Source organism: Marinobacter sp. C7 (genome assembly GCF_022343555.1).
In the GTDB taxonomy this organism is placed as follows: domain Bacteria; phylum Pseudomonadota; class Gammaproteobacteria; order Pseudomonadales; family Oleiphilaceae; genus Marinobacter.
In genome coordinates, this window is record NZ_JAKQZH010000001.1 from 1,008,919 (window position 1) to 1,024,172 (window position 15,254).

Consider the following 15,254-nt stretch of genomic DNA (forward strand, 5'->3'; position numbering starts at 1 on the left):
ACTCAGCCGGGCGTTCTGGCCAGTGCCCAGATTTCCACCTTCCGCGTGCCGGCTGCTTTCAGGCTCATGGCCAGGGCCCGGGCCGTGGCCCCGGTGGTGACAACGTCATCCACGATCGCGACCCGCGGAGGCGGGGTGCCCCGAATCTCGAACACGTCTTTCAGGTTGGTGAGGCGTTGTGCCCGGTTCAGCTCGCGCTGGGAACGGACCTGCCTGACTCGCCGGACCAACCCTGAATCCACGGGAATGTCGAGTTGCCGCCCCAGCTGTTCGGCAATGTCCGTAGCCTGGTTGAATCCCCGTTCTCGGCGGCGTCTCGGGTGCATGGGGGCTGGCACAAGAGTCAGTGGGGCGAGGGCCGGTTCCACCGCCAGCTGCCGGGCAAGGAACTGGCCGAAGTCTGCCACCAGCGGGCGGACGAACTTCCTTTGGCCATGGTACTTGTAGCGACCGATCATTCCGTCCACGGGAAACTGGTAGCGCCAGGGAATTCTGGCCCGCTCGAACGGCGGTGGCTCGCTGGTGCATTCACCGCACCGCAGCTTGTCTGCGGCCCAGGGCAGAGGTAAACCGCAGGTATAGCAGCTCCACCGGTTAACCGGCAGGTCAGCCCGGCAGGGGGCGCACAGGCCGTGGAAGGCGTTGGCGGAGAGGCAGGCGACGCAGTGTCCTGCCCGGGCCTCTCTGTTAACCTTTAGTCCCTTTAAGGTTGACAGCAGGTTCAGTCCCATTATCATCTGTTTCATCCGTAAACCCAGACACCGGGAAAGGTTAACAGGACTTAAACATGACCGCGAATGAACTGCGTCACGATTGGACGCTCCAGGAAGCCCGCGCACTTTTCGAACTGCCTTTCAATGACTTGCTGTTCCGCGCCCAGAGCGTTCACCGGCAGCACTTCGATCCCAATGAAGTTCAGGTCAGTACCCTGCTGTCCATCAAGACCGGCGCCTGCCCGGAGGACTGCAAGTACTGTCCCCAGAGCGGTCATTACAACACCGGGCTGGAGAAAGAGAAGCTGCTGGAAATCGAGAAGGTGGTAGCCGAGGCGAAGGCTGCCCGGGAGAAGGGTGCGTCCCGTTTTTGCATGGGTGCCGCCTGGCGCAGCCCGACCAGGAAGGACATGCCGTACGTACTCGACATGATCCGGCAGGTGAAGTCTTTGGGCCTGGAAACCTGTATGACCCTGGGCATGCTTCAGGAAGATCAGGCAAAGGAACTGGCCGATGCCGGGCTGGATTACTACAACCACAACCTCGATACCTCCGAGAAGTTCTACAACCACATCATCACCACCCGCACTTACCAGGACCGCCTGGATACGCTGGACAACGTGCGCAAGGCCGGCATGAAAGTATGCTGTGGCGGCATTATGGGCATGGGTGAAGACGAAGACGACCGGGTTGGTCTGCTGGTCCAGCTCGCCAACCTGCCCCAGCATCCGGAGAGTGTGCCGGTAAATATGCTGGTGAAGGTGAAGGGTACGCCGCTGGAAGATGTTGAGGATCTGGATCCGTTCGAGTTCATCCGGATCATCGCGGTGGCGAGGATCATGATGCCGGCGTCCCACGTGCGGTTGTCCGCGGGCCGTGAGCAGATGAACGAGCAGATGCAGGCGCTGTGTTTCATGGCGGGGGCGAATTCGATCTTCTACGGCGAGAAGCTGTTGACGACCTCGAATCCGGAGGCGGATGCGGATATGCAGCTGTTCCGGAAGCTGGGTATCCGTCCTGAGCAGCGGGAGCAGTGTGCGACCGAGGAGCAAGAGGAAGAGGCGATTGCCGAGGCGGTGGAGTATGAGGCGACCCGGCATATGTTTTATGACGCGACTCGGGAGTCTGCCTGATATCGGGTCGACTTCGGAGCATGCTATCGGCAGGGAGGCCCTTCCAGGAACCGCTACGAGCACGTCCATGTGCGCTTGAGTGAAGCCATCCATGGCTTCACACATTCCTGGAAGGGCCTCCCTGCCGCTAGCCCGAGCCAAGGAGTAGCCTTCCGATTCAACACGGGCGTAAGTGATGCGTGATTTTGTTCAGGAAATAGAGGATCGAAAAAGGGCGGGTCTCTACAGGACTCGGAGACTGGTCTCGGGCCCGCAAAAGCCGGAGCTGACGGCCGATGGTAAGCCTTTGCTGTCATTCTGTAGCAACGATTACCTCGGGCTGGCCAATCATCCGGCCAACATCGAAACCCTGAAAAACGCCCTCCCCGAAACCGGTCTGGGCGGCGCCGCCTCTCACCTGATCTGCGGCCACCACGACGCCCACCATCAGCTAGAGGAACGTCTGGCAAGCTTCACCCGCCGCAGTTCCGCCCTGTTTTTCTCCACGGGTTACATGGCCAACATGGGCGTTATTTCCGCCCTGGCCGGTCGTGGCGATACGATCTTCTCGGACCGGCTGAACCACGCCTCGATTATTGACGGTTGTATTCTCAGTCGCGCCAGGGTGCGGCGTTACCCGCATGGGGATGTCGCCGCGCTTGAGGCGATGCTGAAGGAAACCGGTGGTCACAAGCTGGTGGTGACGGATGGCGTGTTCAGTATGGACGGCGATGTTGCGCCGTTGCGCGAGCTGGCCCGCGTGTGCCGGGCGCACGATGCATTGCTGGTCGTAGACGACGCCCACGGTATCGGCGTTCTCGGACCGGAAGGGCGGGGCAGTGTGCTGGATACGGGGCTCAGTGAAGAGGACGTGCCTGTTCTAATTGGCACCCTCGGTAAAGCCGTGGGCACCAGCGGTGCCTTTGTGGCCGGTTCGGAGCTGCTGATGGACTATCTGGTCCAGAAAGCCCGCACCTACATCTACACCACCGCGATGCCGCCTGCTGTGGCCATGGCCACATGCACCAGCCTCGATGTTATCGAACGGGGCGATTACCTGCGTTCGCACCTGGAAGCCCTGATTGACCGGTTCCGAACCGGGGCGAGGGAGCTGGGTTATGAATTGATGGCGTCCCATACCCCGATCCAGCCAATCATGGTTGGCACCAACGAAGCCGCCCTGTCGTTGAGCAAGGCTCTGGAAGAGCGGGGGCTGCTGGTAACGGCGATCCGCCCGCCGACGGTTCCCGCAGGGGAGGCGAGACTGCGTGTGACGTTGAGTGCCGCGCATCGGATGGCGGATGTTGAGCGGCTGCTGGCGGCGCTGAAGGAATGCCGGCCACTGATGGAAGCACCGGAGACCGCATGGGCGTAATCCGCACGCCGCCGGAATCGCTGGGCCGAGCTGAGTTGGCCGCGAAGCGTGATATCGCCCGGGAATTTGGCAGGGCATCGAAAACCTATGAGCAGGCCTCGCGTCTGCAACGCCGGATGGGGGATGCCATGCTGGCGCGACTGGCTGAGGAAAACCTCGCCCCCCGTACCATTCTTGACCTGGGCTGCGGCACGGGCTGGTTCACCCGGAAACTGCAGGCACTTTTCCCTGAGGCCAGAGTCGTCGGTGTTGACCTTTCCCCGGGTATGATCGAAAAGGCTCGCACCGCCAGCCCGGACCGCATCCAGTGGCTCACGGCCGATGCCGAAAGCCTTCCGTTCGCCGCTGGCAGTTTTGATCTCGTGTTCAGCAACCTGATGATCCAGTGGTGCCACGATCCCCAGTCGGTTCTGAGCCAGTGTCGCCGGCTGGTCACACCAAACGGGCGCCTGGCCATCTCTACCTTGCTTGATGGAACACTCTCGGAGCTGAAACAAGCCTGGGAGGTGGCGGACCCCGGTCAGCCCCATGTGAACCGCTTTGAGCAACCTGAAATCTGGCGTGATATCACGAGTGATGTCTTACCCGGTTCGGAGCTGGTTACCGAGACCAAACGCTTGCCTTATGATTCTCCGATGGGTCTGAATCGAGAGTTGAAACTGTTAGGCGCTGGTTTCAAAGGCGAAGGGCGTAGGAGGTCAGTTACTGCGCCAGGGCGTTTCAAATTAATGTCCCGGGCTTACCCATCGGAAAAAGACGGTTGCATTCTCGCGACCTATGAGTCCGCATTTGTTTATTGGCGAGCTCCGTGATTCGAAGAAAGCAGGGCTGATTTAATGACTGAAGTCTGGGTCTGACGCGGGGCAATCACTCCGGGACTGTTGAGGGCCAGGGATGGCCCGAAACAAGCGCACAGGGATGTGCTCGTAGCGTGTCCCGGAGTGATTGCCCCGTGGCAGACCTGCACCCAACATGCAGGTTAATTCAAAATATGGCCAAGAAAACCTATTTCGTAACAGGCACTGACACGGGCGTCGGTAAAACCATGGTCTCCGCCGCCATCCTCGAGGCGGCCAAAGCCCAGGGCAAACGCACCCTGGCAATGAAACCGATCGCCTCCGGCTGCGACCAGACCACGGAAGGCCTTCGGAACGAGGACGCCCTGATACTCCAGCAGGCCATCACCGAAAAGCTCTCCTACGATCAGATCAATCCCATAGCGCTGGAACCAGCCATTGCCCCCCATGTCGCCGCCCAGCAAGCCGGCAAGACCGTCACGGCCCAGCGCCTGATCGGCTTTTGCCGAGGTCTCCAGATCCAGCCCGCGGACCTGCTGCTCGTCGAAGGCGCCGGCGGCTGGCGGGTGCCCCTGAACGACCGGGAAACCTACGCTGCCATGCCTCGTGAACTTGGCATGCCGGTCATACTGGTCGTCGCCCTGAAGCTTGGCTGCATCAATCATGCCCTTCTGAGTGCCGAAGCCATCCGTGCCGATGGTTTGCCGGTGGCGGGTTGGGTCGCAAACCGGGTCGAGAGTGAGCCCATGGACTGCGAACAGGAAACCCTCAATTACCTGATGAACCATCTTGGCGCCCCTTGCCTCGGCGTGTTGCCATGGCTCGAACAGGCAAAGCCCGCCGATCTTGCCCGCTATATCAGCCTGGACCCGCTTTTCGTTGACTGAGTCCCTCGAGGCCAAGAAGCATTAGCCTCCTGTACACCCTGCCCGTCCCACGGGCAGGGTGTTTTTTTATGTTTTTTACCCGGTCAGCCCGCTACAAATTTTCAATCCGGCTATTGACAATTCTGTGCCAGTAAACGTATGTTTCAAACAAGTGTTTAATTAAGGCCGCAGCGCGTTGCGTTGTGGTGTCTGAGCAAACCAAGGCCAAAGGCTGTAAACCCTGTTTCAGCTGAGACCGAGAACCGAGGTGGATTCCATGCCTGAATACAAAGCGCCCCTGCGTGACATCAAATTTGTAATGAACGAGCTGCTGAACAGCGAGCAGCATTACGCCAGTCTGGAAGGTGCCGAAGACGCCACTCCCGATATGGTGGACGCCATCATCCAGGAAGGTGCAAAGTTCTGTGAGCAGGTACTGTCTCCGCTGAACCAGGTCGGTGACCGGGAAGGCTGTACCTGGAGCGAGGACGGTGTGAAGACACCGACCGGTTTCAAGGAAGCCTACGAGCAGTACGTCGAGGGTGGCTGGCCTTCCATGACCGCCGATCCCAATTACGGTGGCCAGGGCCTGCCGCACTCTCTGGGCCTGGTAATGAGTGAAATGGTGGGTACCTCCAACTGGTCCTGGGGCATGTACCCGGGCCTGAGCCACGGTGCCACCAACACCATCGAAGAGCACGGCACCGAAGAGCAGAAGCAGACCTATCTCACCAAGCTGATCAGTGGCGAGTGGACCGGCACCATGTGTCTGACCGAGCCGCACTGTGGTTCCGACCTGGGAACCCTGCGGACCAAGGCCGAGCCGAACGCCGATGGCACCTACAGCATTACCGGCACCAAGATCTTCATCTCCGCCGGTGAGCACGACATGGCCGAGAACATCGTCCACATCGTTCTGGCCCGCCTGCCGGGCGCGCCGGAAGGTACCAAGGGTATCTCCCTCTTCATCGTGCCCAAGCAGCTGCCGAACGAAGACGGATCCGCCGGCGAGCGCAACGCGGTTTCCTGTGGCTCCCTGGAGCACAAGATGGGTATCCACGGCAACGCCACCTGCGTCATGAACTTCGACGGTGCCAAGGGCTGGCTGATCGGGCCGGAGAACAAGGGCCTGAACTGCATGTTCACCTTCATGAACACCGCGCGTATCGGCACCGCCATCCAGGGTCTGGGTGCGGCCGAGCTGGGCTTCCAGGGCTCCCTGGCGTACGCCAAGGACCGCCTGGCCATGCGTTCCCTGAGCGGACCGAAGAATCCGGAAGGCATCGCCGACCCGATCATCGTTCACCCGGACGTGCGTCGCATGCTGCTGACCCAGAAGGCCGTGGCCGAAGGTGCCCGCGCCCTGATCTACCTTGCCGGCCAGCAGGTGGATGTGGTTCACAGCGGCAAGACCGAGGAAGAGCGCCAGCAGGCTGACGCGCTGCTCGGTTTCCTGACTCCGATCGCCAAGGCCTTCCTGACCGAGATCGGTTACGAATCTGCCAACCTGGGCATGCAGGTATTCGGTGGTCACGGTTTCATCTCCGAGTGGGGCATGGAGCAGAACGTTCGTGACGCCCGGATCGGCATGATCTACGAGGGCACCACCGGCATCCAGGCGCTGGACCTGCTCGGCCGTAAGGTCCTGATGACCCAGGGCGAGTCCCTGAAAGGCTTCACCAAGCTGGTTCACGTGTTCTGCAAGGAAAATGCGGATAACGAGCAGCTGAAAGAGTTCATCGAGCCGCTCGCTGCGATCAACAAGGAGTGGGGCGAACTGACCACCAAGGTGGGCATGGCGGCCATGAAGAACCGCGAGGAAGTGGGCGCGGCCTCCGTTGATTATCTGATGTACTCCGGTTACGCCGTGTTCGCCTACCTGTGGGCACGCATGGCCAAGGTGGCTCACGACAAGATGGTCGAGGGTACCAGCGAGGAAATGTTCTACAACGCCAAGGTCCAGACAGCACGCTTCTACTTCAAGCGCATGCTGCCGCGGTCCAGGGCCCACGCCGAAACCATGCTGGCCGGTGCGGACACCCTGCTGGACATGCCGGAAGAAGCTTTCGCCATCTGAGGCGCGGGCTCCGGTAGCGTTCTGAATCATAAAGCCCGTGCTCTCTGGAGGCGGGCTTTTTTCATGTGTTCTGACGGGGTTTCGGGTAAACTACCGGCCCATAACAACATAACTTTCAGCGGACACATAGCCGAGCAGGTGTCGAGGTCCAGAGCAAGACCCACTGCGCCCTGCAAAGACTGACTGGAATTTTGTGGAGAGTTTCAAATGGCTGAATATCAGGCACCGTTACGTGACATTCGCTTCTTGCTGAATGAAGTATTTGATGCGCCTGCGCTTTGGGCGTCCCTGCCCAAAGTGGCCGAGAATGTGGATCCGGAAACGGCGGATGCCATCCTGGAAGAGGCTGGCAAAATCGCCGGTGGGGTTCTTGCGCCTCTGAACCGCGAGGCGGACGAGCAGGGCAGCAAGTGGAATGACGGTGAAGTGACCGCACCGGACGGTTTCAAGGAAGCTTACCAGACCATCGTGGAAGGTGGCTGGAATGGTCTGGGTGGCAACCCGGAGTTTGGCGGCATGGGCATGCCCAAGACCCTGGTGGCCCAGTTCGAGGAGATGATGCAGGGTGCGAACATGGCCTTTGGTCTCGCCCCGATGCTGACAGCGGGCGCCTGCCTGGCGCTGGATGCCCATGGCAGCCAGGAGCTGAAGGAAAAATACCTGCCGAACATGTATTCCGGCGTCTGGTCCGGTGCCATGGACCTGACCGAACCGCATGCCGGTACCGATCTGGGGATCATCCGCACCAAGGCCGAGCCCAATGACGACGGTTCCTTCAGTGTCACAGGGACCAAGATCTTCATTACCTGGGGCGAGCATGACATGGCGGAGAACATCATCCACCTGGTGCTGGCCAAGCTTCCGGATGCTCCGAAAGGACCGAAAGGCATTTCCCTTTTCCTCGTGCCCAAGTTTATGGTGAACGAAGACGGCTCCCTGGGTGAGCGTAACAGCTTCAGCTGTGGCTCAATCGAGAAGAAAATGGGCATCAAGGGCTCCGCCACCTGCGTCATGAACTTCGATGGTGCCAAGGGTTGGCTGGTTGGCGAGGAGAACAAGGGGCTCGCCGCCATGTTTACCATGATGAACTACGAGCGTCTGGGTGTGGGCATCCAGGGCATCGGTGCTGCCGAGGCATCCCTGCAGAGTGCTCGCGAATATGCCCTGGACCGAATCCAGAGCCGGGCCCCGACCGGTGCCCAGCAGCCTGAAAAGGCAGCGGACCCGATCATCGTGCATCCGGACGTGCGCCGTATGCTGCTGACCATGAAGGGCTATGTGGAGGGCGGTCGTGCCTTCTCCACCTACGTCGCGCAATGGCTGGATATCTCCAAGTACGCCGATGACGAAGAGCGTCGTAAACATGCGGAAGGTATGGTCGCGCTGCTGACGCCGGTGGCCAAGGCGTTCCTGACTGACCGTGGCCTGGAGGCCTGTATTCTCGGCCAGCAGGTATTCGGTGGCCACGGCTTCATTCGTGAGTGGGGGCAGGAACAGCTGGTTCGGGACTGCCGGATTACCCAGATCTACGAAGGCACCAATGGTATCCAGGCGCTGGATCTGATGGGGCGCAAGGTTGTCGGTAGCCAGGGCAAGCTGTATGAACTGTTCGCACAGGACGTTGCCAACTTCCTCGAGGAAAACGCAGATAACGAGCATCTGCATCCATTCCTGGAGCCGCTGGCGGCTGCTGTGGAGCGCCTCGATGATGTCACCGAGCATGTTCTGGGGCAGGCCAGCAATACGCCGGATGCCGTTGGTGCGGCTTCCGTTGATTACCTGGACCTGTTCGGCCTGACCGCGCTGGCGTACATGTGGGCCAAGATCGTCAAGGCGGCGGCGCCCCAGGCAGACGGTGATACCTCCGGCTTCTACACCGGTAAGGTCAAGACTGCCCGCTTCTACTATGATCGCCTGCTGCCGAAGACGGTCTCCCTCGCGGAAGGGATCCGCAGTGGCAGCGACGCCATGATGGCGCTCACGGCAGAAGAGTTCTGATCTCCGTTTGACGGTTCGGAACGCAAAAGGCAGGTCCTCGGACCTGCCTTTTCTTTTTGGGACTTCCCATGATGGCCGGGGGCGGGTTGTTCAGAGTTGATCCAGTTGGTCGGGATTGTTCACGAATGGATTCTGATTACCCTGGATTTCCGCAATCCGGCGATGGCGGGTCAATTCGTTGTCATCCGGGGGGTCCAGTCGGTTCCAGCCTTTGAATACAGAGGTTGCTCCCAACCAGGGCAGGTCATAGGTGGTGACCATGTAGGCCATGGTCCGGGCCACATCCCCCTTGACGCGCTCCGGTGGCTCGAAGAACTGGGCGCTGGCGCGGATTCCACAATCGTCCGGCTTGGCTACCTTGCCGATATCATCATAGCGGGCATTTCGCCGCTGCATCTCGATCCGACTGCGAACCGGAACCATGTTATGCAGGTCCGAGGCGATCTGGCGGTAACGATTGTCCTGCTCGCACTGCCGTGATGTCCCGCAGGCCAGGGCGCTGCGTATGTCGGCCAGCGGGTAGATGTAACCATCGGTCAGCAGGAATCCCTTGCTGGTGAAGGGCGTATTGCAGAAAAACGATTGCCCGCCCTCGGCATAGAGGTTGCCCCAGAATTCGTTTTTGATCACGGTGTCAGGATCACTGAATCGGGTGTTCTGGCCAATGACGACGGTGGTAATGAGCAGGAGGAAGGTAGTGTAAAGGATCGGAAGCTTTTTCATACCCCATTTATACCTCGCAGTGTCTGGAAGCACCCTGTCCCTTCAGGCCGGTCGACGAGGATGGCCCAAAGCGGCAACGTCTGAAGCTTCGTTCACTAGTCGGGTAAAGTATGGCACAAAGACCCTCGAAGTGAGGGTCTCTGGGGCAGAAAAGTTTGAGTCTGTGCCGGGTCGCGGAGAGCTTATTTGAGTTTGTCGCGGATGTTCTGATACCCGGTCTTCAGGTCTTCGCCCAGTTTCTGGGCAGTCTGGCGGGCCTCCTGGCTGGCGTTTTCCGCATCGTGGAGAACCTGGTCCAGCTTGGTCCGGAACCGGTCCCAGTCCTGTTCCAGGTCGTCCCACTCGTCCTTGACGTCTTCGCGTGCCAGATGGAGCTGAACACGGGCTTCGTCCCGGTACTGTTTGATTTTTTCCGACAGTTTCTTGAGTTCTTCTTGAACACTCATTTCAGGCACCTCCTTGGTTTGTTGGTGGGAATAACAATGCGCCCGAACCGGAAAAACTGTCAAGTACTGGAATGGCTGGAAGAAGGGCAGATTTCAGTCGATTGACTCAGATCACGGTTTTACGGCAAGAAGTGCCGACATATCCCGCAGGTAATGCCAGGGCGAGAGGTCGTCAAAGCCCTTGGCCGCGCGATCGATCTGGCTGCAAAGGCGGGTGGCCTGCTGCAATTGGCCCGGGGTAAGGCGCCGGGCGGCGCGCTCGAGCACGCGTGCACGCTGGGGCTGGAACACGCCCCGTTTCTTGAGGAAGGCCGCCGGATTGTCTCCTTGCCCGGACGCCGAACGCAGTTCCGCCACCAGATTGATGTCCCGATTGAGTACGGCCAGCAATCCCAGGGGATTCTCGCCTTCCTGTTGCAGGATCCCGATCATTTTTCCGGCATGCGCTGCCCTTCCGGCGAGCAGTTCCAGCACCAGCTCGAAGCCATTGAATCGCGAACTGTCCTGAACCGCCTGCTCAATGGTTTCCTCGTCGATGGTGTTGCCATTGGTCAGCAATGCGAGCCGGTCCAGCTCCTGACTGGCCGCCAGCAGGTTGCCCTCCAGTCGCTCGGCGAGCATGGCCAGGGCACCCCGGGTCAGGTGCAGGCCCTGACGGTTGGCACGCTGTTGCAGCCAGCCCTCGAACTTGTCGGCGTCCACCGGCCAGACGGGCACATGCACGCCCTTGCCCTGAAGTTCCTTGTACCACTTGCGCCGGGTTTCGGCGGCATCCAGGCGGGTGCTGATCAGCAGCAGGATGATGTCTTCGGGAGGCTGCTGGAGCAACTGCTCCAGTACCGGGCGCCCATCGCCGAGCTTGCCTGTGGGCAAATGGATCTCGATCCGGCGCTTCTCGGCGAACAGGGACATGGCGTTGAACTCTTCCGACACCGTGCTCCAGTTCAACTGATGATCGGCGTGGAAGGTGAGGCGGTCGTGAAAGCCGGCTTCCCGGGCCGCCTTCCGGATCTGATCGCAGCACTCCTGCACCAGCAGAGGTTCGTCCCCGGACACCAGGTAGACCGGCGCCAGGCTTTTCTTGAGCAGTTGGGGGAGCTGGGCCGGTTGGGTCTTCATGGTTCGTCGGCGTCGGGTTCTGCCGAGGGGTTGTTGGTGCGGTAGTCGTTACGGATGGTCTGGATCCGGGCCTCCGTCATGGGTGCCAGACGGAACAGGATCTGTTGGGCCAGCCGGTCGTTCAGTCGCTGCTCCAGTTCGTCCTGTTCCCGCTGTTTGGCCAGGATATTGGTTTCATCGTACCGGTAAGTTTCGCGGACGTTCAGCTCGGTGTCTGCAATCAGCGGGATCCGGTCATCGCTGATCAGCTCGATGCGGACCGCCTGGGTCAGGGTATATTCTGCTGCGGCCGCCCGGACGGTGATGGCCGAGGCACGGCGATCCTGGGAGTAGGATTTGAGGCCAAGGACATAGGCCGCATTTCCGGCATCGGTGGTTTCAAGACCGCCCATCTTCAATTGGTCCTTCACGGACAGGCAGAGGGTGTCCGGGATCTGTGAGCCGCACTGTATCGCCAGCGGCTGCAAGGCCGCCGGCACCGGGGAGGTGCCCCGCAGCTGAAAACCGCAGCCGGCCAGTGTCGCCGACAGCGCCAGCGCCGTAACCGGAACCGCGAGGTTTTTCAGGGCAGGGCGGAGTGCCATATCAGTTGGCCACCACATTCACCAGCTTGCCGGGGACCACGATGACCTTGCGTACGGTCTTGCCTTCGGTGAACCGCATGACGTTCTCGTTCTCCAGAGCCAGCTTCTCCAGGTCCGCCTTGGCGATGTCTGCCGGTACGTCTTCCTTGGCGCGGACCTTGCCGTTGACCTGAAGCACCACCTGGATCTGGCTGCGGACCATCGCCTTCTCATCCGCTTCCGGCCAGGATGCTTCCACCACCGGCTCCTCGTGGCCCAGGCTTTGCCAGAGCTGGTGACAGATGTGGGGGACGATGGGTGACAGTACCAGTACCGCTGTATTCAGGGCCTCCTGGCGCACGGCCCGGCTCTGCGGTTCGTCATCACTCAGTTTTCCTACCTCGTTCAGCAGCTCCATCACGGCGGCGATGGCGGTGTTGAACGTCAGGCGACGGCTGATGTCGTCACTGACCTTGGCAATGGTCTCGTGGGTCTTTCGGCGCAGGTCCTTCTGGGCATCGTTCAGCGCGGCCACGTCCAGGGTCGGGGCCGGGCCGCCGGCGGTGTGCTCGTTCACCATCCGCCACAGGCGCTTAAGGAACCGGTGGGCACCCTCGACGCCGCTGTCGGACCATTCCAGGGACTGCTCGGGCGGGGCCGCGAACATCATGAACAGGCGCACCGTATCGGCCCCGAATTCGTCGATGATCGCTTGCGGATCGATCCCGTTGTTCTTGGACTTGGACATCTTGGTAACGCCGCCAATCTCCACCGGCTCACCGTCAGACGCCAGCACCGCCCGGACTACCTGGCCCTTGCTGTCCCGCTCGACGGTGATATCGGCCGGATTGAACCAGGTCTTGCCGCCGTTTTCGTCGTTGCGGTAATAGGTCTCGGCCAGCACCATGCCCTGGGTCAGCAGACGCTTGAACGGTTCGGAGCTGTCCACCAGGCCCACATCCCGCAGCAGCTTGTGGAAGAAGCGGGCGTACAGCAGGTGCAGGATGGCGTGCTCGATACCGCCAATGTACTGGTCAACCGGCAACCAGTAGTTGGCGGCTGCCGGGTCCAGCATGCCCTTGTCGTAGTTGGGGCTGCAGAACCGGGCGTAGTACCAGGACGACTCCATGAAGGTGTCGAAGGTGTCGGTTTCCAGGGTGGCCGGCTGGCCGTTGTATTCGGTCTTGCACCACTCCGGGTCGGCCTTGATCGGAGACTGGACGCCGTCCATCTCCACGTCCTCCGGCAGACGCACCGGCAGCCGGTCATCGGGAACCGGCATTTCGGTACCGTCTTCCAGCGTCATCATCGGGATCGGCGCGCCCCAATAGCGCTGACGGGAGACACCCCAGTCACGCAGGCGGTAGTTGACGGTACGCTTGCCGATGCCATTGTCTTCCAGATGCTTCGCGATTTCGTCGAAGGCTTCCTCGCTGGTCAGCCCGCTGTATTTGCCGGAGGACACCAGGGTGCCCTTTTCAGTGAAGGCTTTTTCCTGGACATCGATCTCGCGGCCATCGCGCGCCGCGATCACCTGTTTGATCGGCAGCCGGTATTTCAGGGCAAATTCATGGTCGCGGTCATCGTGCCCCGGCACCGCCATCAGAGCGCCGGTGCCGTAATCCATCAGCACGAAGTTGGCGACCCACACCGGGATTTCTTCCTGGGTCAGCGGGTGGACGGCCTTGAAGCCGGTATCGATACCCTTTTTCTCCATGGTGGCCATCTCAGCCTCGGCCACCTTGCTGTTCCGGCACTCGTCCACGAATTCGGCCACGTCACGGTGCCGCTCCGCGGCCTCTTTGGCCAGCGGGTGCTCGGCGGCCACCGCCATGTAGCTCACGCCCATCAGGGTATCCGGACGGGTGGTGTAGACCGTGAGGCCTTCATCACGATCCTTCAGCGGGAAGGTCAGCTCGGTACCCTCGGACTTGCCGATCCAGTTCCGCTGCATGGTCTTGACCTGCTCGGGCCAGCCTTCCATCTCATCGAGATCGTTCAGCAGTTCCTCGGCGTAATCGGTAATGCGGATAAACCACTGGGGAATTTTCTTCTGCTCCACCAGGGCACCGGAGCGCCAGCCACGGCCGTCGACGACCTGTTCGTTTGCCAGTACAGTCTGGTCGACCGGATCCCAGTTCACGGTGGACATCTTCTTGTACACCAGGCCCTTTTCGTACAGACGGGCGAAGAACCACTGCTCCCAGCGGTAGTAATCCGGATCACAGGTGGCCAGCTCCCGGCTCCAGTCGTATCCGAAGCCCAGCTGCTTGAGCTGCTTCTTCATGTAGTCGATGTTGGAGCGGGTCCATTTGGCCGGGGCAGTCTTGTTGGCAATGGCGGCGTTCTCGGCGGGCAGACCGAAGGCGTCCCAGCCCATGGGCTGCATGACGTTCTTGCCCTGCATGCGCTGGTAGCGGGAGATCACGTCGCCGATGGTGTAGTTGCGGACGTGGCCCATGTGCAGCTTGCCGCTGGGGTAGGGGAACATGGACAGGCAGTAGTACTTGGGCTTGCCCGGCTCTTCCTTCACCTTGAAGGTTTCGTTCTTGTCCCAGAATTCGCGGGCGGTCTGTTCTACTTCACGTGGGTTATATTGCTCGTCCATTCCTGCCATTACCAAAATTACCCTGTGTTCAGATAGATGTTCGAAGGGGCCGAACATTCTAACGCACACAAGGCTTAACAGGTAGTCTGCCAATTTCTCTTTCCTGTGCCAGAATTGGGGGTAAGCAGGATCGTGCTGGCAAAAGGAGCCGAGATGACAGAACCAGAACGCAACCACCTATCAGGCAAGGCCCTCGAGGTCTACGACCGGATGCTCGAGCGGGTGCAGACCCGCATGAAGGAACTCCAGGAAACGTCCCTGGAAACCCTGGAGGAGGAAATCCAGAAAGCCGTCGAATTCGAGTACGAGCTGGAAGAAATGACCCGGGAGGAGGCCGATCTGCTCGGCGCTTACCTGGAGCGGGATCTGAAACACCTGATGCACTTCGTGGACGAGACCGGCGAAGGCCTGAAAGAGTGGCTGCAGCTGGACATCTCCCTGCTGGAACACCAGCTGGCAGACAGCCTGCTGTCGGTAGCCGACCAGACCCGGGTCGATACCCTGGAGCTGAACCAGAAACTCGAGAACGATGACGCCGGCCACTACATCTCCGGCGAAGTCGCCACCGCCGGCATGTTCCGGTGCCTGAACTGCAGCCACATGCGCTGCCTGACCGCGACCAGTCACCTCGAACCCTGCGAGGCGTGTGGGTCCCATTACTACGAGCGGGTGACCAGTCGCTGGCCGCAAAAGACGGAGTAAGGTCGCGAAGACGGGGTCAGATGAGGGCTTTCATCTTAACTCGGGGGTCTGATGAAAACTTTCATCTGACCCCATCTTGATGTCCAACTCGGGGTCAGAAGAACAAGCTCTTCAGACCCCTGTGCCACGCCTAACTCAGGGGTCTGATGAAAACC

At 60.4% G+C, this 15,254-nt stretch carries 13 protein-coding genes; 7 read left to right on the forward strand and 6 right to left on the reverse strand.

The genetic code is table 11. The features are described from left to right. Positions 1 to 2: 2 nt before the first annotated feature. Positions 3 to 746, reverse strand: coding sequence for a ComFC family protein (locus tag MD273_RS04705; RefSeq protein ID WP_239036613.1), 744 nt, complete (start codon positions 744 to 746; stop codon positions 3 to 5). A 41-nt stretch (positions 747 to 787) separates the two neighbouring features. On the opposite strand from MD273_RS04705, the gene bioB reads away from it, so the two are divergent. The 6 genes from bioB (at position 788) to MD273_RS04735 (ending at position 8,938) form a co-directional block, all read left to right on the forward strand. Next, positions 788 to 1,846 carry a biotin synthase BioB gene (gene bioB / locus MD273_RS04710; protein ID WP_239036614.1) on the forward strand — a complete coding sequence of 353 codons (1,059 nt, stop codon included), beginning with the start codon at positions 788 to 790 and terminating at the stop codon, positions 1,844 to 1,846. Between the two features lie 175 nt (positions 1,847 to 2,021). Continuing rightward, a complete protein-coding gene (gene bioF / locus MD273_RS04715; RefSeq protein WP_239036615.1) occupies positions 2,022 to 3,200 on the forward strand; it encodes an 8-amino-7-oxononanoate synthase in 1,179 nt (392 codons plus the stop codon). After that, entirely contained in the window at positions 3,191 to 4,012 is an 822-nt protein-coding gene (gene bioC, locus MD273_RS04720; RefSeq protein ID WP_239036616.1) for a malonyl-ACP O-methyltransferase BioC, read from the forward strand. The genes bioF and bioC overlap by 10 nt, the downstream gene beginning before the upstream one ends. A gap of 179 nt (positions 4,013 to 4,191) precedes the next feature. Next, entirely contained in the window at positions 4,192 to 4,884 is a 693-nt protein-coding gene (gene bioD / locus MD273_RS04725) for a dethiobiotin synthase (protein ID WP_239036617.1), read from the forward strand. Between the two features lie 256 nt (positions 4,885 to 5,140). Beyond that, entirely contained in the window at positions 5,141 to 6,940 is a 1,800-nt protein-coding gene (locus MD273_RS04730) for an acyl-CoA dehydrogenase C-terminal domain-containing protein (protein ID WP_239036618.1), read from the forward strand. Between the two features lie 207 nt (positions 6,941 to 7,147). Continuing rightward, a complete protein-coding gene (locus MD273_RS04735; protein WP_239036619.1) occupies positions 7,148 to 8,938 on the forward strand; it encodes an acyl-CoA dehydrogenase C-terminal domain-containing protein in 1,791 nt (596 codons plus the stop codon). A gap of 90 nt (positions 8,939 to 9,028) precedes the next feature. Here the strand turns inward: MD273_RS04735 and MD273_RS04740 are convergent, their stop codons facing one another. From MD273_RS04740 to leuS, 5 genes are all read right to left on the reverse strand, one after another. After that, positions 9,029 to 9,661 (reverse strand): endonuclease, encoded by a 633-nt coding sequence (locus MD273_RS04740; RefSeq protein WP_239036620.1) that lies wholly within the window; start codon positions 9,659 to 9,661, stop codon positions 9,029 to 9,031. A gap of 182 nt (positions 9,662 to 9,843) precedes the next feature. After that, positions 9,844 to 10,107 (reverse strand): hypothetical protein, encoded by a 264-nt coding sequence (locus MD273_RS04745; RefSeq protein ID WP_239036621.1) that lies wholly within the window; start codon positions 10,105 to 10,107, stop codon positions 9,844 to 9,846. A 111-nt stretch (positions 10,108 to 10,218) separates the two neighbouring features. Further along, positions 10,219 to 11,226 carry a DNA polymerase III subunit delta gene (gene holA / locus MD273_RS04750; RefSeq protein WP_239036622.1) on the reverse strand — a complete coding sequence of 336 codons (1,008 nt, stop codon included), beginning with the start codon at positions 11,224 to 11,226 and terminating at the stop codon, positions 10,219 to 10,221. Then, complete coding sequence (locus MD273_RS04755) at positions 11,223 to 11,810, reverse strand: LPS-assembly lipoprotein LptE (RefSeq protein ID WP_239036623.1); 588 nt, start codon at positions 11,808 to 11,810, stop codon at positions 11,223 to 11,225. The genes holA and MD273_RS04755 overlap by 4 nt, the downstream gene beginning before the upstream one ends. A gap of 1 nt (position 11,811) precedes the next feature. Further along, a complete protein-coding gene (leuS, locus tag MD273_RS04760; protein ID WP_239037609.1) occupies positions 11,812 to 14,397 on the reverse strand; it encodes a leucine--tRNA ligase in 2,586 nt (861 codons plus the stop codon). A 153-nt stretch (positions 14,398 to 14,550) separates the two neighbouring features. Between leuS and MD273_RS04765 the strand changes: the two genes are divergently transcribed. Then, a complete protein-coding gene (locus MD273_RS04765; RefSeq protein WP_239036624.1) occupies positions 14,551 to 15,099 on the forward strand; it encodes a zinc ribbon-containing protein in 549 nt (182 codons plus the stop codon). Positions 15,100 to 15,254 lie beyond the last annotated feature (155 nt).

Bases quoted from the DNA above. Each gene is read 5' to 3' on its own strand.
- leuS (WP_239037609.1), bottom strand. From the start codon at position 14,397: ATGGACGAGCAATATAACCCACGTGAAGTAGAACAGACCGCCCGCGAA.
- bioB (WP_239036614.1), top strand. From the start codon at position 788: ATGACCGCGAATGAACTGCGTCACGATTGGACGCTCCAGGAAGCCCGC.
- holA (WP_239036622.1), bottom strand. From the start codon at position 11,226: ATGAAGACCCAACCGGCCCAGCTCCCCCAACTGCTCAAGAAAAGCCTG.
- bioC (WP_239036616.1), top strand. From the start codon at position 3,191: ATGGGCGTAATCCGCACGCCGCCGGAATCGCTGGGCCGAGCTGAGTTG.
- MD273_RS04730 (WP_239036618.1), top strand. From the start codon at position 5,141: ATGCCTGAATACAAAGCGCCCCTGCGTGACATCAAATTTGTAATGAAC.
- MD273_RS04735 (WP_239036619.1), top strand. From the start codon at position 7,148: ATGGCTGAATATCAGGCACCGTTACGTGACATTCGCTTCTTGCTGAAT.
- MD273_RS04755 (WP_239036623.1), bottom strand. From the start codon at position 11,810: ATGGCACTCCGCCCTGCCCTGAAAAACCTCGCGGTTCCGGTTACGGCG.
- bioD (WP_239036617.1), top strand. From the start codon at position 4,192: ATGGCCAAGAAAACCTATTTCGTAACAGGCACTGACACGGGCGTCGGT.
- MD273_RS04740 (WP_239036620.1), bottom strand. From the start codon at position 9,661: ATGAAAAAGCTTCCGATCCTTTACACTACCTTCCTCCTGCTCATTACC.
- MD273_RS04745 (WP_239036621.1), bottom strand. From the start codon at position 10,107: ATGAGTGTTCAAGAAGAACTCAAGAAACTGTCGGAAAAAATCAAACAG.
- MD273_RS04765 (WP_239036624.1), top strand. From the start codon at position 14,551: ATGACAGAACCAGAACGCAACCACCTATCAGGCAAGGCCCTCGAGGTC.
- bioF (WP_239036615.1), top strand. From the start codon at position 2,022: ATGCGTGATTTTGTTCAGGAAATAGAGGATCGAAAAAGGGCGGGTCTC.
- MD273_RS04705 (WP_239036613.1), bottom strand. From the start codon at position 746: ATGAAACAGATGATAATGGGACTGAACCTGCTGTCAACCTTAAAGGGA.